This is a genomic window from Pseudomonas sp. FW305-25 (genome assembly GCF_017351415.1).
GTDB classification, from domain to species: Bacteria; Pseudomonadota; Gammaproteobacteria; order Pseudomonadales; family Pseudomonadaceae; genus Aquipseudomonas; species Aquipseudomonas chlororaphis.
In genome coordinates this window covers 155197-178577 of sequence record NZ_JACNDE010000001.1, presented here as the reverse complement: position 1 = coordinate 178577, position 23381 = coordinate 155197, and the positions used below count along the sequence as shown (strand labels likewise).

22 protein-coding genes, 1 tRNA gene and 2 pseudogenes are annotated in these 23381 nt (G+C 61.3%); 8 read left to right on the top strand and 17 right to left on the bottom strand.

Features of this window, described 5'->3' with window-relative positions; translation table 11 throughout:
* Nucleotides 1-125: 125 nt before the first annotated feature.
* A pseudogene (locus J4E58_RS00845) lies at nucleotides 126-266 on the top strand (site-specific integrase); the annotation flags it as partial.
* Between the two features lie 114 nt (nucleotides 267-380).
* Here the strand turns inward: J4E58_RS00845 and J4E58_RS00840 are convergent.
* Nucleotides 381-470, bottom strand: a tRNA-Ser gene (locus J4E58_RS00840).
* Between the two features lie 318 nt (nucleotides 471-788).
* Between J4E58_RS00840 and J4E58_RS00835 the strand changes: the two genes are divergently transcribed.
* The 3 genes from J4E58_RS00835 to J4E58_RS00825 all read left to right on the top strand — a co-directional run bounded on the left by J4E58_RS00835 (nucleotide 789) and on the right by J4E58_RS00825 (nucleotide 3532).
* Nucleotides 789-1478, top strand: coding sequence for a crotonase/enoyl-CoA hydratase family protein (locus J4E58_RS00835; protein ID WP_087088707.1), 690 nt, complete (start codon nucleotides 789-791; stop codon nucleotides 1476-1478).
* A 228-nt stretch (nucleotides 1479-1706) separates the two neighbouring features.
* Nucleotides 1707-2429 (top strand): 1-acyl-sn-glycerol-3-phosphate acyltransferase, encoded by a 723-nt coding sequence (locus tag J4E58_RS00830; RefSeq protein WP_053260240.1) that lies wholly within the window; start codon nucleotides 1707-1709, stop codon nucleotides 2427-2429.
* A gap of 131 nt (nucleotides 2430-2560) precedes the next feature.
* On the top strand, nucleotides 2561-3532 hold the full coding sequence (locus J4E58_RS00825; RefSeq protein WP_053260239.1) for a magnesium and cobalt transport protein CorA: 972 nt from the start codon (nucleotides 2561-2563) through the stop codon (nucleotides 3530-3532).
* Nucleotides 3533-3612: 80 nt separating this feature from the next.
* Here J4E58_RS00825 and J4E58_RS00820 read toward each other — a convergent pair whose 3' ends face one another.
* The 3 genes from J4E58_RS00820 to J4E58_RS00810 all read right to left on the bottom strand — a co-directional run bounded on the left by J4E58_RS00820 (nucleotide 3613) and on the right by J4E58_RS00810 (nucleotide 7820).
* A complete protein-coding gene (locus tag J4E58_RS00820; RefSeq protein ID WP_087088709.1) occupies nucleotides 3613-4341 on the bottom strand; it encodes an amidotransferase in 729 nt (242 codons plus the stop codon).
* Between the two features lie 103 nt (nucleotides 4342-4444).
* Nucleotides 4445-6589, bottom strand: a complete 2145-nt coding sequence (locus tag J4E58_RS00815; RefSeq protein ID WP_087088711.1) for a 3-hydroxyacyl-CoA dehydrogenase NAD-binding domain-containing protein — start codon at nucleotides 6587-6589, stop codon at nucleotides 4445-4447.
* A gap of 25 nt (nucleotides 6590-6614) precedes the next feature.
* Entirely contained in the window at nucleotides 6615-7820 is a 1206-nt protein-coding gene (locus tag J4E58_RS00810) for an acetyl-CoA C-acetyltransferase (protein WP_087088713.1), read from the bottom strand.
* 687 nt (nucleotides 7821-8507) lie between these two features.
* Here J4E58_RS00810 and J4E58_RS00805 point away from each other — a divergent pair.
* Nucleotides 8508-9320: a cytochrome c gene (locus tag J4E58_RS00805; protein ID WP_087088715.1), complete on the top strand. Its 813-nt coding sequence runs from the start codon at nucleotides 8508-8510 to the stop codon at nucleotides 9318-9320.
* 404 nt (nucleotides 9321-9724) lie between these two features.
* Here J4E58_RS00805 and J4E58_RS00800 read toward each other — a convergent pair whose 3' ends face one another.
* The 11 genes from J4E58_RS00800 to J4E58_RS00750 form a co-directional block, all read right to left on the bottom strand.
* On the bottom strand, nucleotides 9725-10066 hold the full coding sequence (locus J4E58_RS00800) for a ribonuclease E inhibitor RraB (RefSeq protein ID WP_009042886.1): 342 nt from the start codon (nucleotides 10064-10066) through the stop codon (nucleotides 9725-9727).
* A 222-nt stretch (nucleotides 10067-10288) separates the two neighbouring features.
* The gene (locus tag J4E58_RS00795; RefSeq protein WP_007928144.1) at nucleotides 10289-10546 is read right to left on the bottom strand and encodes a hypothetical protein; all 258 of its coding nucleotides are present in this window, start codon (nucleotides 10544-10546) and stop codon (nucleotides 10289-10291) included.
* A gap of 113 nt (nucleotides 10547-10659) precedes the next feature.
* Nucleotides 10660-11268 (bottom strand): START domain-containing protein, encoded by a 609-nt coding sequence (locus J4E58_RS00790; protein WP_007928143.1) that lies wholly within the window; start codon nucleotides 11266-11268, stop codon nucleotides 10660-10662.
* 43 nt (nucleotides 11269-11311) lie between these two features.
* On the bottom strand, nucleotides 11312-11566 hold the full coding sequence (locus J4E58_RS00785) for a YkgJ family cysteine cluster protein (RefSeq protein WP_080710501.1): 255 nt from the start codon (nucleotides 11564-11566) through the stop codon (nucleotides 11312-11314).
* A 168-nt stretch (nucleotides 11567-11734) separates the two neighbouring features.
* Nucleotides 11735-12247 (bottom strand): translation initiation factor 2, encoded by a 513-nt coding sequence (locus J4E58_RS00780; protein WP_087088717.1) that lies wholly within the window; start codon nucleotides 12245-12247, stop codon nucleotides 11735-11737.
* 79 nt (nucleotides 12248-12326) lie between these two features.
* Entirely contained in the window at nucleotides 12327-13766 is a 1440-nt protein-coding gene (locus tag J4E58_RS00775) for a PLP-dependent aminotransferase family protein (RefSeq protein WP_007928140.1), read from the bottom strand.
* Between the two features lie 202 nt (nucleotides 13767-13968).
* On the bottom strand, nucleotides 13969-14781 hold the full coding sequence (locus J4E58_RS00770; protein WP_053260229.1) for an OmpA family protein: 813 nt from the start codon (nucleotides 14779-14781) through the stop codon (nucleotides 13969-13971).
* Nucleotides 14778-15134: a DUF4398 domain-containing protein gene (locus J4E58_RS00765; protein ID WP_009042881.1), complete on the bottom strand. Its 357-nt coding sequence runs from the start codon at nucleotides 15132-15134 to the stop codon at nucleotides 14778-14780. Before J4E58_RS00765 ends, J4E58_RS00770 begins: the two co-directional genes overlap by 4 nt.
* 9 nt (nucleotides 15135-15143) lie before the next feature.
* Entirely contained in the window at nucleotides 15144-15968 is an 825-nt protein-coding gene (locus J4E58_RS00760; RefSeq protein ID WP_087088719.1) for an ABC transporter substrate-binding protein, read from the bottom strand.
* An 82-nt stretch (nucleotides 15969-16050) separates the two neighbouring features.
* Complete coding sequence (locus J4E58_RS00755) at nucleotides 16051-16980, bottom strand: electron transfer flavoprotein subunit alpha/FixB family protein (protein WP_009042879.1); 930 nt, start codon at nucleotides 16978-16980, stop codon at nucleotides 16051-16053.
* A gap of 2 nt (nucleotides 16981-16982) precedes the next feature.
* Nucleotides 16983-17732 carry an electron transfer flavoprotein subunit beta/FixA family protein gene (locus tag J4E58_RS00750; protein WP_062823161.1) on the bottom strand — a complete coding sequence of 250 codons (750 nt, stop codon included), beginning with the start codon at nucleotides 17730-17732 and terminating at the stop codon, nucleotides 16983-16985.
* Nucleotides 17733-18278: 546 nt separating this feature from the next.
* Here J4E58_RS00750 and J4E58_RS00745 point away from each other — a divergent pair.
* Nucleotides 18279-19943 (top strand): electron transfer flavoprotein-ubiquinone oxidoreductase, encoded by a 1665-nt coding sequence (locus J4E58_RS00745; protein WP_087088721.1) that lies wholly within the window; start codon nucleotides 18279-18281, stop codon nucleotides 19941-19943.
* 175 nt (nucleotides 19944-20118) lie between these two features.
* Here J4E58_RS00745 and J4E58_RS00740 read toward each other — a convergent pair whose 3' ends face one another.
* Complete coding sequence (locus J4E58_RS00740) at nucleotides 20119-21009, bottom strand: AraC family transcriptional regulator (RefSeq protein WP_087088723.1); 891 nt, start codon at nucleotides 21007-21009, stop codon at nucleotides 20119-20121.
* Between the two features lie 180 nt (nucleotides 21010-21189).
* On the opposite strand from J4E58_RS00740, the gene J4E58_RS00735 reads away from it, so the two are divergent.
* Entirely contained in the window at nucleotides 21190-22242 is a 1053-nt protein-coding gene (locus J4E58_RS00735) for an NAD(P)-dependent alcohol dehydrogenase (protein ID WP_087088725.1), read from the top strand.
* Nucleotides 22243-22364: 122 nt separating this feature from the next.
* Nucleotides 22365-22570: pseudogene (locus J4E58_RS31875) on the top strand (short-chain dehydrogenase).
* Nucleotides 22571-22685: 115 nt separating this feature from the next.
* Here the strand turns inward: J4E58_RS31875 and J4E58_RS00730 are convergent.
* The gene (locus tag J4E58_RS00730) at nucleotides 22686-23165 is read right to left on the bottom strand and encodes a GNAT family N-acetyltransferase (protein ID WP_007928100.1); all 480 of its coding nucleotides are present in this window, start codon (nucleotides 23163-23165) and stop codon (nucleotides 22686-22688) included.
* Nucleotides 23166-23381: the final 216 nt, after the last annotated feature.

The following is a 23381-nucleotide window of genomic DNA, read 5'->3' as shown; positions in this document are numbered from 1 at the left end:
GCGCGACCTGGGGAGCCTGAGTGGCTTTCTCAGTATCTGTAAGGCTCTAGTGCCAAATCCACCGAGAAAATAGACGGGAGCAAGGGCGGGTCGCCATGCCAAATACCTCGCCAAGCGATGCCAAATCCGGCGCGCGCTTACACGACTGGATCGCGGAACAGATGGGGCACACCAACGGGAACATGATCCGTCAGCACTACGGCACCTGGATTAATGAGGACGGTCCGGACGTCATTGGCATGCTCGAGCACGCCCTCAGCCTGTAGCCCTGGTCCCAATCTGGTCCCATATCGATCCCATCGGGTCTTTTTTCAGACGGCAGAAACCACGAAGCCCCTGACTTTCTCTAGGAAAATCAGGGGCTTCGTGTATTTCAAGTATGGCGGTTGAGGAGGGATTCGAACCCTCGATACAGTTTCCTGTATACACACTTTCCAGGCGTGCTCCTTAAGCCACTCGGACACCCAACCGTGTCTCGTCAAACCGATTCAGTCTGTCGAGGCGCGCTAATGTAGTCGAAAGCTTTTCTGATGGCAAAGGTTTTTTTCAGAATTTTCATGCGCTTAAGACATTTCTTCGGATTCCGGTACTGCGCTGGCATCAGCGCCATGGCAAACCGGCCAATCTCTGGCCTGGCTGACAGCTATATAAGAGGGCCGATCCGCGCCCCAGGTGGCCGGCTACGCTTGTCAGGCCAGAAAGGGCTGACTCACCAGTCAGTCACAGCGCTTTACCTGACCTGTGACCGTGGGTAACGTCTGCCCCACTTCAATACAAGGAATTGCGTCATGAGTGAGTTGATTTCTTACCACCTCGAAGACGGTATCGCGACCCTGACCTTGAGCAATGGCAAGGTCAATGCCATTTCCCCGGACGTGATTGCCGCCTTCAATGCCGCGCTGGACCAGGCCGTCACCGATCGCGCGGTGGTGATCATCACCGGGCAGCCCGGCATTCTGTCGGGTGGCTACGACCTGAAAGTGATGACCGCCGGCCCTAAAGAAGCCGTGAGCCTGGTGACCTCGGGTTCGACCCTGGCCCGTCGCCTGCTGTCGCACCCCTTCCCCGTCATCGTCGCCTGCCCTGGGCACGCCGTGGCCAAGGGCGCGTTCCTGCTGCTGTCCGCGGACTACCGCATCGGCGTCGAAGGCCCGTTCAGCATCGGCCTGAACGAAGTGCAGATCGGCATGACCATGCACCACGCCGGCATCGAGCTGGCCCGTGACCGCCTGCGCAAATCCGCACTGCACCGCTCGGTGATCAATGGAGAGATGTTCGACCCACAAGGCGCGGTGGATGCCGGCTTCCTCGATAAGGTGGTCAGCATTGAGGAACTGCAAGGCGCCGCCCTGGCCGCCGCGCGTCAGTTGAAGAAGATCAATATGACCGCCCACAAGAACACCAAGCTGAAAGTGCGCAAGGCGCTGCTGGAAGCCCTGGACAACGCGATCATTCTCGACCAGGAACACCTGGGCTGAAGCCTGGGCCCGCCACCCACCAGCCCGACCTGCGCGTCGGGCTTTTTTATGCCCGCACCTTTATGCACGCACCGCGAGAAAGACTGTGCGACGCTCTAGTTCGCCGCTGAGCAAAGAGTCGGAAACATGCGCTTAAACATCGGCCATCTTCTCCTTCTATACAGGTAATTGCCGAAAACAGTGCACATCCGTACACTGCGCCACCTTTTGTCCCCGGTAGGCCTGTAGATGCTGTATCTGTTTCGTATGTTATTGATGGGCCTGCATTTTGTTGCAGCGGGGATTCTCGGCGTGGTGCTGGGGCTATGTCGCCCGTTCAACCCGGATAACAGCCGCCTGTGCGCGCGCCTGTATGCCTTGCCGGCCATGTGCATTCTGCGCCTGCGGGTCAAGGCCGAAGTCGGGCCGCTGATGGACAAGCCCAAGAGCTGCGTGATCATCGCCAACCACCAGTCCAACTACGACCTGTTCGTGTTCGGCAACGTGGTGCCCCGGCGCACCGTGTGCATCGGTAAAAAGAGCCTGAAATGGGTGCCGCTGTTCGGCCAGTTGTTCTGGCTGGCGGGCAATGTGTTGATCGACCGTGGCAACGCGCACAAGGCGCGCCGCTCGATGTTGACCACCACCCACACCCTGCAACACAAAGACACCTCGATCTGGGTCTTCCCGGAAGGCACCCGCAACCTCGGCGAGGACCTGCTGCCGTTCAAGAAAGGCGCCTTCCAGATGGCCATCGCCGCCGGCGTGCCGATCGTCCCGGTGTGCGCCAGCAGCTACATCCGCCATATGCGCCTCAACCGCTGGCGCAGTGGCAGGATCCTGATCCGCTCGCTGCCGGCGATCCCCACCGCCGGGCTGAGCCTGGACGACATGCCGAGGCTGATCGAGCAGTGTCGCGAACAGATGCGCGAATGCATCGAGTCGATGGACCGCCAGCTACAGGCCGTCTGAAAACAGCCCGCCGCGTGCGGGCTTGTTTATTGCCGGCGAACTCCACCCAACAGGCTGACTCTGATCAGTCATGGGGCTAAGCTGCACGAAGTCTCATTCCTCATTTCGATAAGAAGAAGCGAACAGGAACCATGGGTAGAGTTGTTGCCGCCGCAGTCTACAGCGCGGGTAAAAGAGTCACGGACATCACCCTCGACGAAGGGGCGGCCTGGGCCGCCAAACCCGGGCACTTCGTCTGGATCGGCCTCGAAGAACCCAACGCCCAGGAACTGGCCAATCTGCAACGCCAGTTCAACCTGCACGAGCTGGCCATCGAGGACGCCCTGGAAAAACACAGCCGGCCGAAACTCGAAACCTTCGGCGACGCACTGTTTATCGTCACCTACTCCCCGGTGCGCGAAGCCGGCAAGCTGGAGTTCATCGAAACCCATATCTTTGCCGGCAACGGCTACATCATCACTGCCCGCAATGGCCACTCCAAATCCTATGGCTTCGTGCGCCAGCGCTGCGAGGCACGACCGCTGCTGCTGGAGCACGGCGAAGACTTCGTGCTCTACGCGCTACTGGATTTCGTCACCGAGAACTACCAGCCGGTCAGCGAAGCAATCCATGCCGAGATCGACGAACTGGAGCACAGCGTGCTGTGCAGTTCGCTCAACGAGCGGGATATCCAGCACCTCCACAGCCTGCGCCGCGATGTGCTGCGCCTGCGCCGCTATGTAGCACCCATGGTGGAGATCAGCGAAGAGCTGCAGAAGCTCAGCTTCCCCTTTATCGACAAGAACATGCGCCCGTACTTTCGCGACGTGCAGATCCATGTCACCCGGCAGATGGAAGACCTGGCGACCTTGCGCGACATCGCCAGCCAGACCATCGAGATCGGCGTCCTGCTGGAGGCCTCGCGACAAAGCGTGGTGCAACGCAAGTTCGCCGCCTGGGCGGCGATCCTGGCGTTCCCGACCGCGGTGGCAGGGATCTACGGAATGAACTTCGACAACATGCCCGAGCTGAAGATGCACTACGGCTACTTCGGTGTGCTGGCGTTTCTGGTGCTGGGCTGTACGGGGTTGTGGGCGAGCTTCAAGCGCTCGGGGTGGCTCTGACAGCAGAGCCGGGCCGGACGCTCCTGCAAGGGCCTTGAAGCCGTTGTAGAAGCGAGCCGGCCGGCGATGCGACTATGGATTCAAACCGATCCGGCCTGCGGCTTGTGCGCCACAAAACGCATCATCCACTCGGCAACGGTGCTGCCGTGATGATCCCGGCCCAGACTGGCGATGCCCTTTTGATAGACCTGTTCGCCCAGGTGCTGCTGGCGCAGGTCCAGCAAGGCCCGCGAATAGTCGTGGATAAACTCCGGGTGGCCCTGGAAGCACAGCACCTGATCATTGATGTGATAGGCCGCGAACGGGCAGAAATCGCTCGAAGCGATGACCGTGGCGTTTTCCGGCAAGGCAGTCACCTGGTCCTGATGGCTGATCAACAGCGTCAGCTCTTCCACCACCGGGCTCATCCACGGCGCCCTGGCCGCCAGCTTGTAGTTGTGGGTACCCACGCCCCAGCCCTGGGTCGCGCGTTCGCTCTTGCCGCCCAGCAGCAACGCCAGCAACTGATGGCCAAAGCAGATGCCCAGCAGTTTGTCGCCGCGCTTATAACGCTCCAGCAGGTAGGTCTTGAGAGTTTGAATCCAGGGGTCGGTACCGAAGGAGTCGGCCTTGCTCCCCGTGACCAGATAAGCGTCGAAGCTTTGGTCGTCGCTCGGGTAGTGGCCCTGCATCACGTTGTAGACGGTAAATTCGGCAGCGAGCGGCTGCTGTGAAAACAGGCGCTGAAACATCTGCCCGTAACCCTGATATTGATCGACCAATTCTGGACGCAGGATGTCGGTTTCCAGAATGCAGATGCGTAGCGACATAAAAAATACCTGACACGTGATGGGAATAATGAACACCCCAGAGCCTGCCTTGAAACGCCCGATCAAGGCAAGCCCCGCGATGCATCACTTTATCCCTTCAGCCTCAGAACAACTGGCCCTTGGCGGCCTTCTCCAGCAGCAGCGCCGGCGGCGCGAAACGCTCGCCATATTGCTCGGCCAGGTACTGGGCCCGGGCGATAAAGTCCTTCAGGCCGTACTGGTTGATGAACTGCAAGGCCCCGCCGGTCCAGGCTGCGAAGCCGATACCGAAAATCGAACCGATATTGGCATCGGCCGTCGAGCGCAACACGCCCTCCTCCACACAACGCACGGTTTCGATGGCCTGCACGAACAACAATCGGTCGCGCACGTCCTGCGGCGAAATCTGCCCGTCGGCTTTCTCGAAGCGGGTTTTCAGTTGCGGCCACAAATGCTTCTGCCCCCCGGCCGGGTAATCATAGAAACCACCGCCCGCCGCCTTGCCTGGGCGCTTGTATTCATTGAGCAGCAGGTCGATCACGGCGAAGGCCGGATGCTCCGGCGACGGCTTGCCTTCGGCCTGCAGGTCCTTGGCGGTCTGTTGGCGGATATGGCTCAGCAGGCTCAGGGAAACCTCGTCGCAGATCGCCAGCGGGCCGATCGGCATGCCCGCCTTGCGCGCCTCGGTCTCGATCATCGGCGCGGCCACACCCTCACCGAGCATGGCGATACCTTCGTTGGTGAAGGTGCCGAACACCCGCGAAGTGAAAAAGCCGCGGCTGTCGTTGACCACGATCGGGGTCTTCTTGATCTGCTGGACGAAGTCGAAGCCGCGCGCCAGGGTTTCGTCGCTGGTCTGCTCGCCCTTGATGATTTCCACCAGGGGCATTTTTTCCACCGGGCTGAAAAAATGCAGGCCGATGAACTTGCCTTGATCCGGTACGGCCCTGGCCAGGCCGCTGATCGGCAAGGTCGAGGTGTTGGACGCGATCACCGCCTGCGTCCCTACCACCTGTTGCGCCGCCGCCGAGACCCTGGCCTTGAGTTCGCGATCCTCGAACACCGCCTCGATGATCAGGTCGCACCCGGCCAGGTCGGCGTCCTGCTCGGTGGTGCGGATCCGCGCCAGCGTGGCGTCACGCTGCTCGGCGCTCAACTGGCCACGGGCGACCTTCTTCTCCAGCAACGCCGCCGAATGGGCCTTGCCCTTCTCGGCTGCCGCCAGGCTGATGTCCTTGAGCACCACTTCGATGCCAGCCACGGCGCTGACGTAAGCGATCCCGGCGCCCATCATCCCGGCACCCAGCACCCCGACCTTCCTGGTCACATAGGGCGCGAAGCCTTGGGGCCGGGAGCCACCGGCATTGATCTCGTTAAGCTGGAACCAGAAGGTGCCGATCATGTTTTTCGCCACCTGGCCGGTGGTCAGCTCGGTGAAATAGCGGGCTTCGATCAACTGCGCGGTGTCGAAATCGACCTGGGCGCCCTCCACTGCCGCACAGAGGATTTTCTCCGGCGCCGGCAGGCAGCCCTGGGTCTTGCTGCGCAGGATCGACGGTGCGATGGCCAGCATCTGCGCGACTTTCGGGTGCGACGGCGTGCCCCCTGGGATCTGGTAGCCGGACACGTCCCAGCGCTGCTTGACCGCCGGGTTGGCGACAATCCACGCCCTGGCCTTGGCCAGCAGGTCGTCGCGGTCGCTGGCCAGTTGGTCGATCAGGCCGGCTTTCAGCGCCTGCTGCGGTCGGACCTTCTTGCCCTCCAGCAGATACGGCAGGGCTTTTTCCAGCCCCAGCAAACGCACCATGCGCACCACCCCGCCACCGCCCGGCAGCAGGCCGAGGGTCACTTCCGGCAGGCCGACCTGCAGCGACGAATCGTCCAGCGCCACCCGGTGATGGCAGGCCAGGCAGATCTCCCAGCCACCGCCCAAGGCCGTGCCGTTGATCGCCGCTACCACCGGCTTGCCCAGGGTCTCCAGGGCCCGCAGCTGGCCCTTGAGGGTCAGCACCATGTCATAGAAGGCCTGGGCTTCGGGCTTGCCAACCTTGATCAATTCATTGAGGTCACCGCCGGCGAAGAAGGTCTTTTTCGCCGAAGTGACGATCACCCCGGCAATCGATTCCTGCTCGGCTTGCAGGCGGGCCACGCAGGCGGCCATGGCCTCGCGGTACACCGCGTTCATGGTGTTGGCGCTCTGGCCCGGCATGTCGATGGTCAGAACGACGATCTGGTCCTGGCCCTTTTCGTAACGGATGGCTTGGGTCATGAAAGTGTTTCCTTGAAGTCAGGGCTCAGAGGCGTTCGATGATGGTGGCGATACCCATGCCGCCGCCGACGCAGAGGGTCGCCAGGCCGTAACGCTGGCGCCGCACTTCCAGCTCGTCGAGCAAGGTGCCGAGGATCGCGCAGCCGGTGGCGCCCAGCGGGTGGCCCATGGCGATGGAGCCGCCGTTGACGTTGACCTTGCCAGGGTCGATGGCCATGTCCTTGATGAACTTCAGCACCACCGAAGCGAAGGCCTCGTTGACCTCGAACAGGTCGATGTCCTCGACCCGCAGCCCGGCCTTGGCCAGCGCCTTGCGCGTGGCCGGCGCCGGCCCGGTGAGCATGATGGTCGGATCGGTGCTGGTGACCGCCGTGGCGACGATCCGCGCCCGTGGCTTGAGGCCCAGCGCCTGGCCCTTGGCTTCGGAACCGATCAGCATCAGCGCCGCACCATCGACTATCCCTGAGCTGTTGCCCGGGGTGTGCACGTGGTGGATGCACTCGACATGGCTGTAGACCCGCAAGGCGGTGGCATCGAAACCCATCTGGCCGATCATCTCGAAGCTGGGCTTGAGCTTGCCCAGACCTTCGAGGGTGGAGTCGGCGCGTATGAACTCATCATGATCCAGCAGGACGATGCCGTTCTGGTCCTGCACCGGCACCAGGGACTTGCTGAAAGCCCCCGCCGCCCTGGCCCGCGCGGCCTTTTGCTGGGACTGCAGGGCAAAGCTGTCGACATCCTCACGGCTGAAGCCTTCCAGGGTGGCGATCAGGTCCGCGCCTATGCCTTGCGGGGTGAAATGGCTGTGCATATTGGTTTGCGGGTCAAGCACCCAGGCACCGCCGTCGCTGCCCATGGGCACCCGCGACATCGACTCGACACCGCCGACCACCACCAGGTCCTCGAAGCCGGAGCGCACTTTCATCGCGCCCAGGTTCACCGCTTCGAGGCCCGAGGCGCAAAAACGGTTGATCTGCACTCCGGCTACGCTGACGTCCCAGTCGGCGACCAGCGCCGCGGTCTTGGCGATGTCGGCCCCCTGATCGCCGATCGGCGTCACGCAGCCGAGCACGATGTCGTCGACCTGGCTGGTGTCGAGTCCGCTACGCCGCTGCAGGGCCTCGAGCAACCCGGCCAGCAGGTTCACCGGCTTGACGCTGTGCAGGGCGCCGTCGGCCTTGCCTTTGCCACGGGGGGTGCGTAATGCATCGAATATCAAAGCCTGGGTCATGACGTCCTCGAACCGCTGTGCAGATGAATGATGACAGGGCTCCCACTCTTGGCCTCGAGGGCCCCGGATTCAATGACCGATGCGCTCACTGACCTTGACGGTCACGCTCAGACGAACGGTAGTGAGCTAATGGATTCAGCCCGCCGCATAACGGAACTGTCTAGACAAAGGCCGGGCAAGAAGATGGCAATAAGCCTCATGCGTTTTTTAAAGCATCCGCCTATTAGCTGATATGAAATGGATCTAAGCCAAGGGTTACAAGGCCCCTAAGGTAGGAACTGTAGGCAGTGAATCGTTGCAGCCGGGTCTTGCCGGTGCACGTGTAAGAAAAGGGACACATCGCCTGACCAGAGTGAAGCGGCAGGCATGCATTTGATGTTCAGGAATAACAACAAAAGGCATTCAGCCATGTTCAAGCATTCGAAAGTCCGTCAAGCGGGGCTCATTCTGTTCGCAACCACCTTGCTTCTGATTTTGCCGAATCTCACCAAAGTGATCGGCTAGAGGCGTGGCCATCCCGTCACGCAATTGCATCTTTGTGCTCCGGTTCGCTACCGAGGCAGGTGCTTGTGTGCCACTCTTTCTGACGCTGCGGCCACGCTGAATCAGGGCGTCGTCGCGCTTATCAGAAAACTGGAGACAGGCCGTACGCACTGCTCTCCACCTCAGCGACGGAACAGCGATCAATTGAAATCTCTTATCCTCCTGTGCAGCGCCCTGCTGCTCACCACACCCGTGCATGCCGCGCAGCTGACCCTGGAACTGGGGGCCGGCAGTCGCACCTGGCAGACCGAAGAATTGCTCAAGCACCCTCAGGCCCGGACCGTCACCGTCAAGGATGACGTGTCGTACAAACGCGACATGAGTTACCGCGCGGTGCCGATCTCGGCCCTGCTCACCGGCATCAAGGCTGATGACCATCTGCAGGCTGTCGCCCTGGACGGTTTCGCCGCCGAGTTGCCCGCCGCCCCCCTGCTCAACCAGGACGGCGCCCAGGCCTGGCTGGCCATCGAAGACCCGGCCAAGCCCTGGCCGCCCCTGGCTGAAGGCAAGCACAGCGCCGGGCCTTTCTACCTGGTGTGGACCAACCCGCAGGCCGGTCATATCAGCCCCGAGCAATGGCCGTTCGAAGTGGCGAGCATCAAGCGCCTGGCACCGGTGGCCGAGCGTTTCCCGGCCCTGCGCCCGGACCCCAAACTGGCGGCCGGCGACCCGGTGAACCAGGGCTTCGCCCTGTTCCAGAAGAACTGCCTGGCTTGCCATCGCCTCAACGGCGCCGGCGACTCGCAGTTCGGCCCGGACCTGAATATCCCCTACAGCCCCACCGAGTATTTCGGTGCGGACTTCCTCAAGCGTTATATCCGTGACCCACAGAGCCTGCGCCGCTGGCCACAGGCGAAGATGCCGGCCTTCGCAAGCAGCGTATTGCCGGATGCCGAGCTGGAGTTGCTGGTGGGGTATCTGAAGCATATGGCGGGACGTAAGCAGCCTGGGCAATAAAGCTGGTTTGGGGAGGTGCTGTCCAGAATGCCATCGCAGGCAAGCCTCGCTCCTTACAGTCGGGCGAACTCCCCGGCAAGTGCTCCATTGCAATGCAGTGGCTATCGACGGCATAGCCAGACTTGATTTCACCGCTTGGGCAAAACTGCGCAAAATTCGCTGCAACAGCGCAGATGACTTCAGTACCACCACGGTGCGCAGTCGACGCCCCACCCTTCATGGCGCCAATCGCAGCCGGCCCCGGAATGTCCCCGACCGGTTTCCTCTCCTACCGGTCTTCCCTTTTGGCCACCCTCAGCGGGTGGCCTTTTTTTACCCGCTTTTTTGTAGGAACCCGGGGGCAGAAACGAAATCGGCCGACCCGAAGGTCAGCCGATGCTGAGTCTTGACGCTATTCATATGCACTAAACGAGTCGCCCTCGAACCTCCTGCTTCACGCCCCAACCTTCAATGATCCCGCCCAGGGGCGCGACCACCGCTTCAAAGTCCTGCTCGAAATCGCCAATGCCGCCGTAGGTGGCGTACATCACCTTGCTCAGCTCCAGGTACCAGGCGCCGTCATCGCGCACGCTGACCTGGGCATTCAAGGATTCACCGCGGAACTGCCCTGCCGCCCTGCGTGCCCGCTCCTCGTCCGGGAAAATGGCGTAGAACTCGATGGGATGGAATCGTGAAAAGTCGAAACCGCCTTCTTTCATGCGGCGCAGCACGCTGCTGCTGATGTCTTCTTGATAGGCTGTGCTCATGAAACGTCCTCCTCAAACCGATGGATAGACTTTCCGTACTCCCTTGCCTGTCACCGCACGGTGCAGGCTTGCGGCGAGAAGATCGCCGCCAGGAAACAAGCATGTAGCTGACAAGACCAGACCTTAGCGATTCATTCGCTGATCTCGAATGCAGAGTAGCGCCAAGACGCAGGCGCTGCCAAGGTCTGGGTTAAAGCTCGGTGGAGCTTTGCGCATTAAAGATTAAATCGGCGTAATGCTGAGGATTTGAATGCTGTTCTGATCTTTCAGGCTCTTGAGCGTAGGGTCGTCGGTGCGCCCTTCCAGATCGTTGAGGTCAAGCTCGGCCGGAACCGGCAGAAGCTTTGCGCGAATCAATTGTGCCGCCTCCTCCATGCTGGGCTGCTGCTCACAGTCGAACTGCTCGACTGACTGGACACCATGATCGTCAACGAAAGTGACTTGCCACTTTTGCATCAGTGCCTCCTTGATGAAGCCCATGGATGGACTCACAAGATGTCGACCCTGAAGAACCAAGGATCGTTCAAACCAAAGGCCCGGCGGTGCCATTAAAAAAGGCTGCCCTGGGGCAGCCTTTGCGCAACGATCGGCGCTTACGGTTTCTCGGCGCGCGCCTTCAATGCCTTGAGGGTGTTGAACGGCGCATCCACGACAAACTTGTTGGCCAGCCAGGACGGCACGCTGCCGCCCGGTTCGGTGTGCACCTGATAGGTCACTTCGACCTGGTCCGCCCCCTTGGGCACGAACTTCCAGAAGCCTTCGACCTGGGCAACACGCACGAAACCTTTCTCCTCGGGAAGGTAGGTCGGTACGCCTTCGAGCTTGCGGGTCAGGCTGCCATCGGCCGCTTCGCTGGTGGTGACGTGCAGCACCGAATCACGCGGCGTGACCGGCCATGGGGTGTTGAACTGGGTGTAGGTCCAGCTCTGCTCACCTTCGTGCTTGAGCAGTTTCTGCGACTTGCATTCATGGATCCAGGCGCAGGCGCCCGTCACGTCGTCCTGCAAAGCGCGCAGCTTGGCCACGCTGGTTTTCATGGTGGTCACGCCCCGGTAGGCCTTGTATTTGGAGCCGGCCACTTCACTCAAGGAGACCTTGATGCCGTCTTCATCCTTGGCCGTTTGCCAATCTTCGGCATGGGCGGTTGCCGAGAGCAGAACGGTCAACCCACAGAGCACAGCAATTCGATGCAGCGAACCCATTGTCTTATTCCTTATTGTTGAAGTTCCGTTCATTTCAAACACTTCACGCCGCCGTCATTTGCTCCCACCAGCCCAACAAGCGGATAGCCTCTTCCCGACTGCCGCCACAGACTTCTACATCGGCCTGGAACGCACCACAGACGGCGGGCCGTTCGGGTTGGCCGAACAAACCGCACAGCAGTTCGACAGAAAGATGGATGCAACGTTCTCCGGCCGGTTTGCCATTGGGCATTCCAGGAATCGGGGTACTGATGGAAGGGGCAATGCAACAGGCGCCACAGCCTTCACGGCAGTTCATGACGACAAGCTCCTCGCGACGGGCAAAGTATTGAAATGACGCGGACTAGAGTAACCGCTAAAACAGCCGTTTGAAATTGGCCGCCCACGGGTTTTTACGTTCAGGCTCGCGTGACTGACCAGTCTCCGACAAAGCGTCAGGGCTGCGGGTCACAGTCAGGATGAGGGTTTACTGCTTGAACTCGAAATCCAGCGCCGCGCCTTCCACATCACGCCGTTCGTCATTGCGCAGCTGCAACTGCATTTCGTTGCTCAGCAAGCGACCGTTGAGCTGGAACGGACTGTCGTCCTTGGGTTTCTCGCCGAACATCGGCGGCAGCAACGGGGTGCGCTTGGGCTGGTTGACCGAGCCGATCGGCTGCAATTGCTTGACCATTTCCGGCGGCAGGCTCAGATCGACATTGGCCGAAGGCAAACGCGTCCTCACGATCTCACTGGCAGGCTTGGACTTGGAAGCGATCGGCGCGCGCCTTTTCTGTGCCTTGGCCTTGGGTTTGGCCTTGCTGGTCACTGCCGCCTTCTTTACCGGCGCGGCTTTCTTGGCTGTCGCGGTTTTCTGCGATTTATTCGCGGTGGCGCTTGCCGCGACCTTTTCCTGGGCCGGAGACGCCAGAACGCTGGCCGTGCCGAAAGCACTCAATACGCTGACCAATACCCAGGCAACAGGAAAAATCGCTTTCATAGAGAGACAACAGGATCGGCGGCAAAGAGCCATATGCTCGCCTGTTGACCGCGCGAAAACAAGCACGGTAACCGATCCTTCAAAAACCGCCCGCGGCCTCCTGGCACAGCTGGCTGGCCAACATGCCCAAGGTCATCAGTGCCCGTTCGGCCTCGCGATTCCATGGGGTACCGCAGTTGAGGCGAATGCAGTGGTTGAACTGCTCGGTATTACTGAAGATCAGCCCCGGCGCGATACTGATGCCCTGCTGCAATGCCCGGACATGTAATTCCTGGGTATTGACCCGCCCCGGCAGGCTGACCCAGAGAATGAAACCGCCGTTCGGACGGGTAATCTGCGTGCCCTCCGGGAAGTACTGCTGCACCGCCAACTGAAAGGCGCTGAGGTTCTTGCGGTACTCCTGGCGGATGAAACGCAGATGCCGGTCGTAACCGCCGTTCTCCAGGTAGGCCGCAACGCCCATCTGGGTGACGCTGCAGGCCGAGTGGGTGCTGAAGGTTTGCAAACGCTGGATTTCCTGCTGGAACTTGCCGGCAATCATCCAGCCGATACGCACGCCGGGTGACAGGGTCTTGGAAAAGCTCGAGCAATAGATCACCCGATCCAGACGGTCATAGGCTTTCAGCGCCTTGGTACGACCGACCTCGAACATCAGTTCGCCGTAGATATCGTCCTCGACCACCTGGATATCGAAATCCGAAGCCAGGCGCAGCAGTTGTTTCTGCCGCTCTTCCGGCATGGTGCCGCCCAGTGGATTGCTCAGGCGCGTGGTCAACACCAGGGCCTTGATCGACCACTGGTTGGCCGCCAGTTGCAGCGCTTCCAGGCTCATGCCGGTGGAAGGGTCGCTGGGAATCTCGATGACCTTGAGCCCCAGCAGGTCGGCCAGTTGCAACAGGCCGTAGTAAGTCGGCGACTCCGCGGCGATCAGGTCGCCCGGGCGGGTCAGCACGCGCAACGACATCTGCAGGGCATCCACGCAGCCGTGGGTGATCACCACTTCGGAGGGGTCGACCACCACGCCAGCGTCGCGCATGCGAATCGCCACCTGTCGGCGCAACGGCTCGAAGCCGGGGCTGAACATGTAGCTGAAGGCGCGCGGGCTGTGGAAACGGGTGACCTTGGCCAGTTGCTGGTGCAGCGCCCGCACCGGCAAGTAATCGACACTGGGCACCGCGGCGCCCAGCGGAAACACGCCTTCACGGCGCGACTCCACCAACACTTGATGAATGATGCTGCTGCGCGTTACCAGGCCCGGCCGCTCGACCCGGGCGATGTCCGGGGTCGGCGCGGTCAGCGCCGGGGTCTGGTGCACGTAATAGCCCGACTGCGGACGGGCGCGGATCAGCCCCTGGTCCTCGAGATTGGCGTAGGCCTGGAGCACCGTGGCATGGCTGACGTTGAGCTGGGAACTCATCTTGCGTACCGAAGGTACGCGTTCCCCGGGCTGGTACACACCACGACGGATATCTTCAGCCAGCTGCTGAGCGATACGTTGATAAAGCAAGAGATTGGTCATGACGCTGCACTCGATTTCACCGGCATTTTATTCTTGTGGATGACGATACCGGAACAGTTCATAAGTGTACTGGGACAGTTGCCACAATAGTCGACCGTACAGGGCAGTGTCAGCAAAAACTGTACTGTTTTGTGTGCCAATCGTCAGGCACAAAAAAACCCGGCTCCGCGGGGGAAACCGGGTTGTCTTGAGCCACCGCGTCTTAGCGCGCGGCGCCCAACTGGCCTTTCTCGTCGGAGAAGACGATTTCCACCCGACGGTTCTGCGCCCGCCCACGTTCCGAGGCGTTGGCCTCGACCGGGTACTCATCGCCATAACCTTCGACCTGGACCCGTTTCTCCTCGACGCCCAGGTCCACCAGGATATCGGCCACGGCCTGCGCCCGGTCGCGGGACAGTTTCAGATTGCTCTGCTTGTCGCCGGTGTTGTCCGTGTAGCCCTCGATCCGCACCACACGCTTGGGGTTCAGTTGGAGAAACTGCACGACTTTGAGCACGGTACGATTGGCCGAGCTCTTCAGCTCCGCTTCGCCGGTGTCGAACAGCACATCGCCCAGGGTCATCACTAGCCCGCGATCGGTCTGAGTCGTGGCCAGGTTGATGATCTGCTCTTCCAGCCATTTGCCCTGCTGCTGCACGCTCAGCAATTTGGCCTCGCGCAGGGCCAGTTGCAGGCGCTGGCGTTCGAGTTCGAGCTTGGCCGCCTGCTCCTGGTTCAGCGCCTGGTTGGTGTGCTCGCGAGCGATTTCGCTGTAGCGCTGGCTGAGGTAGGCGTAGTGCACCACATCCGAACCGCTGCCCCAGTAGCTGGACAGGCGATCGGCCCGGGCCAGGGACTCACCAGCGCGGATCACATCCTTGGGCGCGATGCGCAGCACATTGGAATCTTCCTTGACCTTCTGGAAGTCTTCGCCGGCCTGTTCCAGCGCTGCTTCGCTGCGTTGCCCGGCGCAGCCGTAGAGGCCGGTGCAGGCGATCAGCAGCACGCCACTCAATACCTGGGTCAGACGAATCATTGGGCATCTCCCAACTGCTTGCGCAGACGAGTGATGCGAGTCTGGACGAGGTTCAGCTGTTCCTGGCTTTTCAGGGTCAGGACCCGCGCCTCGGCCAGGCGCGCATCCAGTTCCGCCTGCTCGGCACGCATGCGCGCGTGCTTGAACGACTCTTCCTGCATGTTGCGTTGGGCGCGGGCGAATTTGTCCTCGGCCAGTTTCATTTCCGGCACATCCTCTGCCGTGGCTCCCACGGCCTTGGCCTGGGCCAGGGTTTGTTCGGTCAGGCGCATTTGTTCATTCGGCGCCGGATCGGCTGCGCAACCCGCCAGAGCCAGGACGGCCAGGGCAGCGAAAAGAGGTCGAATACTCACTAGAAATCCCTACTGTTTGGGGGTGCTGACAGGTTGCTGCAACTGTGCCTTCCAACGCTCGAGATTGCGCTGCAGCACGGCTTCCGTCAGACCGGACGCGGGCAATTCTGTCATCTTTTTTGCCAACTGTCCGCGCAACCATGGGTCGTTGCAGGCGGAGTTGTGCGAGATGGCCAGGAACAGGCCAGGTTTGTCGGCAGGCTGCGGGAATGCCAGCAGATCGTTGGCCATGCCCAGCGACTGGGCCAGGGCCATGCCGGCGTAGCGTCCGGCCAGTACGTACTCCACCTCCCCCAGCAACAGTTTCTGGAATGCCTGGGTCAGATTCGGCATGCGGGTCAGGCTCAATTGCTCCTTGGCGAAGGCATCGAAGGGCGGCGTCAGGCGCGCCCTTTCCGACAATGCGCCGGTATGCCCATGCAGGTCCGACGGCTGACTGTAGCTCAGCGTCGAGCCCTTGCGGGTCCAGACCAGGAAATCGTTCTCCAGCAGCGGCGGATGAATGTAGTCCAGCGCTTCCAGCTCACTCACCGTCAGCGGCGCGTCGGCCAGCATGTCCATGCGCCCGCTGCGCACTTCGTCCAGGGCGGAGGAGCGTTTGCCGGCATACAACAACTCGACCTTGATCCCCAGTTCCTGCGCCACGTGCTGCAGCAGTTCGGCGCTGGCGCCAATCAGGTGGCTGGGGTCCTGCGGGTCGCGCCACAGATACGGCGGGGCATCCGGACTGCCGGTCACCACCAGGCGCTCGCATTTACCGGCGGCCATCGACGACAACGGCATCAATGTCAGTCCCAGCAGCACTGACAGGCCACCCAGGCGGCGCAAATCCATGGCGAAATTCTCCCACTCAAATCCCAGACAATAAAAAAGCCCGGCCAAAAGACCGGGCTCTCTTATAAGTGAAGCCGCTGGATTAGACCAGCTTCTCCAGCTCTGGTACGGCTTCGAACAAGTCCGCCACCAGGCCGTAATCGGCCACCTGGAAGATCGGCGCTTCTTCGTCCTTGTTGATCGCAACGATCACCTTGGAGTCTTTCATACCGGCCAGGTGCTGGATCGCGCCGGAAATACCGACGGCGATGTACAGCTGTGGCGCCACGATCTTGCCGGTCTGGCCGACCTGCATGTCGTTGGGTACGAAACCTGCGTCGACCGCGGCGCGCGAAGCACCCACGGCAGCGCCCAGCTTGTCGGCCAGGGCGTACAGGTGTTTGAAGTTGTCGCCGTTCTGCATGCCGCGGCCGCCGGAAATGACGATCTTGGCAGCAGTCAGTTCAGGACGGTCGGACTTGGCCAGTTCTTCGCCGACGAAGCTCGATTTGCCTGCGTCGTGAGCGGCAGCAACCGCTTCGACAGCGGCCGAACCGCCTTCGGCGGCAACCGGATCGAAACCGGTGGCGCGCACGGTGATGACCTTCACGGCGGCGTTCGATTGCACGGTAGCGATGGCGTTACCGGCATAAATCGGACGCTTGAAGGTGTCGGCGCTTTCTACCGAGATGATCTCGGAGATCTGGTCGACGTCCAGCTGCGCGGCCACGCGCGGCAGGATGTTTTTGCCGTTGGAAGTGGCGGCGGCCAGGATGTGGCTGTAGCCCTTGCCCAGCTCTGCTACCAGAGGGGCAACGTTTTCCGGCAGTTGGTGAGCGTAAGCGGCGTTGTCGGCCGACAGGACTTTGCTCACGCCAGCGATTTTCGCCGCGGCTTCAGCCACGGCGCCAGCGCCCTGGCCGGCGACCAGGACGTGGATGTCGCCACCGATTTTGGCAGCGGCGGCAACGGTGTTCAGGGTGGCCGGAGCCAGCACCTTGTTGTCGTGTTCAGCGATTACCAAGATAGTCATGATCAGATTACCTTCGCTTCGTTTTTCAGTTTCTCGACCAGTTCAGCGACCGACTTGACCTTGATACCCGCGCTGCGTGCAGCCGGCGCTTCGACTTTCAGGGTCTTGTTGGTAGAGGCGGTGGAAACGCCCAAAGCATCAGGAGTCAGCACTTCAAGCGGCTTCTTCTTGGCTTTCATGATGTTTGGCAAAGACGCGTAGCGCGGCTCGTTCAAACGCAGGTCGGTGGTGACGATCGCTGGCAGGTTCAGCGAAACGGTTTGCAAGCCACCGTCGATTTCACGGGTCACGGCAACCTTGTCGCCCGCAACGATGACCTTGGAGGCGAAGGTGCCTTGAGCGTAACCGCTCAGGGCTGCCAGCATCTGGCCGGTCTGGTTGTTGTCGCTGTCGATGGCTTGCTTGCCAAGGATCACCAGCTGAGGCTGTTCCTTGTCGACCACGGCCTTGAGCAGCTTGGCCACGGCCAGGGAGTTCAGTTCATCAGCGGACTCGACGAGAATGGCACGATCGGCACCCAGCGCCAGGGCGGTACGCAGTTGCTCTTGAGCAGTAGCGGGACCGATGGAGACGACGACGATTTCAGTCGCTACGCCTTTTTCTTTCAGGCGTACGGCTTCTTCCACTGCGATTTCGCAGAAAGGGTTCATCGACATCTTGACGTTGGCGAGGTCGACGCCGGAATTGTCCGCCTTGACGCGAACCTTGACGTTGTAATCGACAACGCGTTTGACAGCTACAAGAACCTTCATGGATTCCTCGTTACTCTCCGGTGAAAAGAAAGTCGCCTAGGCGAACCTGGCGGTTGATGCTCATCGGGCACAAGGGCACCTCTAAAAACGCTGGCATGGACTCTTGCAACAGCAGACAGATGACCTTGCTCACGGGATGATGACCGTTCGTCAGTAGCGACTGGCCGGTCATTCTTTATCGCGGCGTGTAAACTGCGCGTTGCGTCACCTTGTACTGCCTTCGCCCTGTCTTTAGAGGTGCTCTTGAAACCAACAGTCAGCCTACGGCGAGCGCAAAACCGACCGTATCTTGACCGGAACGCCTATTCTGGTCAATACGCCAAAATGGCCAGTCATAAGCCGCGCTTCTTTGATTTACATGGGCTGCAGCAAATTCAAACAAACGTTTGTATTGGACGCTAAGAGTGGTGTAGATATAATGCGCCGCCTAGAGAGAAAGGCGGGTCGTTCATTGTCCCCTCCCCTGTTTGGCGGAGAAAACCATCGATGCGACACCCAACCTCCAATTAGAAAAAAACCGTTGAGCCTTGAGTAGGAGATAGCCTAGTGGAACGCGAATACATGGAATTCGACGTGGTCATCGTCGGTGCCGGCCCCGCTGGCTTGTCTGCCGCCTGCCGACTGAAGCAGAAGGCCGCCGAAGCCGGTAAGGAAATCAGCGTCTGCGTGGTCGAGAAAGGCTCCGAAGTCGGTGCTCACATTCTTTCCGGCGCCGTGTTCGAACCGCGCGCCCTGAACGAGCTGTTCCCGGACTGGAAGGAGCTCGGCGCCCCGCTGAACACCCCGGTCAAGCGCGATGACATCTATGTCCTGAAAAACGCCGACAGCGCGACCAAAGTTCCCGACTTCTTTGTGCCCAAGACCATGCACAACGAAGGCAACTACATCATCTCTCTGGGCAACCTGTGCCGCTGGCTGGCCCAGCAGGCCGAGAACCTGGGCGTGGAAATCTACCCGGGCTTCGCCGCCCAGGAAGCGCTGTTCGACGAGAACGGCGTGGTCCGCGGGATCATCACCGGCGACCTGGGTGTCGACCGCGAAGGCAATCCGAAGGAAGGCCTGTACACCCCCGGCATGGAACTGCGTGGCAAGTACACCCTGTTCGCCGAAGGCTGCCGTGGCCACATCGGCAAGCAACTGATCAAGCGCTTCAACCTGGACAGCGACGCCGACGCCCAGCACTACGGCATCGGCCTCAAGGAAATCTGGGAAATCGATCCGACCAAGCATCAGCCAGGCCTGGTGGTCCACACCGCCGGCTGGCCGCTGGACATCATGGGCACCGAGAACACTGGCGGCTCCTTCCTTTATCACCTGGAAAACAACCAGGTGGTGGTCGGCCTGATCGTCGACCTGTCCTACAGCAACACCTACCTGTCGCCGTTCGACGAATTCCAGCGCCTCAAGCATCACCCGGTGCTCAAGCAGTACCTCGAAGGCGGCAAGCGCGTCAGCTACGGCGCGCGCGCCATCTGCAAAGGCGGCCTGAACTCGCTGCCGAAGATGGTGTTCAAGGGCGGCGCGCTGATCGGTTGCGACCTGGGCACCCTGAACTTCGCCAAGATCAAGGGCAGCCACACCGCCATGAAGTCCGGCATGCTCGCCGCTGACGCCGTGGCCGATGCGCTGTTCGCCGGTTCCGAAGGCGCCGACGAGCTGAACACCTATGTAGAAGCGTTCAAGTCCAGCTGGCTGTACGAAGAACTGTTCGCCAGCCGTAACTTCGGCCCGGCGATCCACAAGTACGGCGCCATCGTCGGCGGCGGTTTCAACTGGGTCGACCAGAACCTCTTCGGTGGCAAGCTGCCGTTCACCCTGCACGACACCAAGCCGGACTACGCCTGCCTGAAGCTGGCCGCGGACTGCAAGAAGATCGACTACCCGAAACCGGACGGCAAGCTCAGCTTCGACAAACTCAGCTCGGTGTTCATCTCGGGCACCAACCATGAAGAAGAACAGCCTTGCCACCTGAAGCTGACCGACCCGAGCATCCCGATCGGCAAGAACCTGCCGCTGTACGATGAGCCTGCTCAACGCTACTGCCCGGCCGGGGTGTATGAAGTGATCACCAAGGAAGACGGCGAGAAGCGCTTCCAGATCAACGCCCAGAACTGTGTGCACTGCAAGACCTGCGACATCAAGGACCCTGCGCAGAACATCACCTGGGTCGCGCCGGAAGGCGCGGGCGGTCCGACTTACCCGAATATGTAAGGCGTACGCTTGAAGAAAAAAGGCTCCCGAATGGGGGCCTTTTTTATTGCCGGCGCCACTGCCCTGCTTCTGTAGGAGCACAGCTTGCGTGCGATAAGGATTTGGCGATGTATCTGCCAGGTCGCATCCCCCTTCATCGCGGGCAAGCCTCGCTCCTCCAGACGAGCGCCTCCCATCACGCTGCTCGCTCATCCCCCGGATTGCGCTCGAAGTAGCGCTTGTATTCACGGCTGAACTGCGAGGTACTCTGGTAGCCCACCCGATGCGCCACCTGGGCCACGCCCAGCCCTTCCCCCAGCAGCAACTGCTGCGCCTTGAGCAAGCGCAGGCGCTTGAGGTACTGCACCGGCGACAGCAGTGTGCTGCGCTTGAAGTGCTCATGAAAGGTCGAGGTGCTCATGTTCGCGCAACGGGCCAGCGTCTCGACGTTCAGCGGCTCGGTGTAATGCTCGTGCAAGTGATTCAGCGAGGCCGCCACCCGGGCAAACTGCCCGTGCTGCTCCACCAGCGCGCGCAGCACATCGGCCTGCGGCCCGCGCAAGACGGTGAACATCAATTCGCGCAAGCGCGCCGGGCCCATCACCTTGCACTCCAGAGGATCGTGCAGGCAGCGCAGCAGGCGCTCCACGCAACCGCGCATCGTGTCATCGAGCACCACCGAGGTCATCGACTCCGGGGTCTGCGCCTGGGCACTGCGCCCCGCGGCAACGCCCATCGCCAGCACCAGCTCGCCCAACAGCGCCCGGTCGATGGCGATGGACACCCCGAGCAACGGCGCATTGGGCATGGCGAAGGTCTCGCACTCGAAGGGCACCGACAGCGCCTGGATCAGGTAATGCCCAGCGCCGTACTCCAGGGTCCGCGGGCCCAGATACGCCAGCTTGCTGCCCTGGACGATGATCATCAGGCTCGGCTCGTAGATATGCGGGCCGCGGGCCACGTCGCAACTGGCTCGCAACACCTGGACCCCGGGCAGCCCCGTGGGAACGAAACCGTCGCGGGTCGCAAGAGGCTGGATCAGGGACACCAGGGTGGCATTGGCATCGAGATGGCGGGTCAACAACATGGGAAAAACTTCACGGAAAAAGGGATGAAAACATCATCGCAGGTCTGCACGCCAATGCCGCGCGCAAATGGCCGATGGCGGAGGAATAGGCATGACATGCCGAGGAATCGCCATGTTCGCGCCAGGGAGCGGCGCCGAGAATGGCCCGCCTCACCTGTCAGTGCTTTTGCGAGGTTCATCATGTACACAGCCATCGGTTACGCCGCCCAGTCCGCCACCACTCCCCTCGCCCCCATGAGTTTTCAGCGCCGCAGCCCGCGTCCCGACGACGTGGCCATCGAGATTCTCTACTGCGGCGTCTGCCACTCCGATATCCACCAGGCCCGCAATGAATGGGGCATCGCCGTGTACCCGCTGATGCCGGGCCACGAAATCGTCGGCAAGGTCACCGCCGTCGGCGCCCAAGTGACCAGGCACAAGGTGGGCGACCTGGTCGGCGTCGGCTGCATGGTCGACTCCTGCCGGCATTGCGAAGCCTGCGCCGCCAACCTGGAGCAATACTGCCTGGAAGGCCCGACCATGACCTACGCCACCCCGGACCGGGTCGACGGCAGCAACACCATGGGCGGGTACTCCGACAGCATCGTGGTCAACGAGCACTTTGTCGTGCGCATTCCCGAGAAACTCGACCTGGCCAGCGCCGCGCCGATCCTCTGCGCGGGCATCACCACCTACTCGCCGCTCAAGCATTACGGGGTGAAGGCCGGCGACAAGGTGGGCATTCTCGGCATGGGTGGCCTGGGCCACATGGGTATCAAGTTCGCCAAGGCCCTGGGCGCAGAAGTGACCCTGTTCACCCGTTCGGCGAGCAAGGCCGAGGAAGCCCGTCGCCAGGGCGCCGATCATGTGATCGTCTCCACCGATGCCGAGCAGATGAAGGCCGCGGCCGGCCGCTTCGACTTCCTGCTGGATACCATCCCGGTGCAACACGACCTCAACCCCTACCTGGATACCCTGCGTTTTGACGGCGTACACATCCTGGTCGGCCTGATCGAACCGGTGGACCCGCCCGTGCACGCGGCCAAGCTGGTACTGGGCCGTCGCGTGCTGGCCGGCTCGCTGATCGGCGGCATCGCCGAAACCCAGGAAGTGCTGGATTTCTGCGCCGAGCACAACATCACCTGCGACATCGAAATGCTCGACATCCGCCAGATCAATGAGGCTTACGCGCGGATGATCGCCGGCGATGTGAAATACCGCTTCGTCATCGACATGGCGACCCTCAAGCAATAAACGCAGTCCCGTAGGAGCCTTGCCCGCGATGGCGATGGACCTGGAAAAATGCCATCGCGGGCAAGCTTCGCCTATGCAAGCCTGAGTCAGCCGACGAGTTCGGCGGAGATGCCAGCAGCGGCCTGCTGATCGACAAAACCACCCCACTCGATGTCCTCCACGCCAACAGCGCCGCCCGTCTGCTGGCCGTCAACCAACTGCTGGAAAGCCTGTCGCGGCTAGACATGAAAGCCGCCGACAACACCGACTGCAACATCTGGCCAGCGCGATCCTGTTGCGCGACAGCTGCGATCTGCTGGATGTGATGGGCTGGCACCTGCAGGCCTGAGCCCTGGTCGAACGACGGTAGCCCTGAACTTGAGGGCTGCCTTGAGAATGGAGTTGGCTGTCAGGATTGCTATCGCGAGCAAGCTCGCTCCTGCACGAAAGAAGCGCCAGGTAAATCAGCCCTGGGCGAACGCGCGCAGCACATCGCCATCCATGCGGTACCTCACCCACTCTTCCTGGGGCTGGGCGCCCAGGGATTTGTAGAACTGGATCGCCGGTTCGTTCCACTCCAGCACGCTCCATTCGAAGCGCCCGCAACCGTTGTCGCAGGCGATCCGCGCCAGGTGCCGCAGCAGCTGTTTGCCTGCACCGCCGCCGCGTTGTGCGGGGGTGATGTAGAGGTCTTCCAGGTACAGGCAATTGCTGCCCAGCCAGGTGGAATAGCTGAAGAAAAACACCGCGAAGCCGATCGGCACGCCGTCGCGCAGGCAGATCAGGCCGTGGGCCGTGGCGCCCTCGCTGAACAGGCTGCGCTCGATGTCGGCGACGCTGGCGATGACCTCATGGCGAGCACGTTCGTAATCGGCCAACTCCCTGATGAAGGCAAGGATTTGCGGTGCATCGCTGGGCACGGCTGGACGGATTTCGACGGACATCGGCGGGTCTCGGTTGGAAGGCAGGCGGCCATATTAGATCGACAGGGGAAGGACATGCACGGGTATTTCACAGGGACATGCCTGGAGGTCGTGACGGGTGATTGTCCATGTCGGAATTGCCCGATACCTGTAGCCGCTGCCGCTGGCTGCGATCGGTCGCGAAGCGCACGGCACTTTTATCGACGCCCGAAGGTCCCGCGGACCTTATCGCAGCCT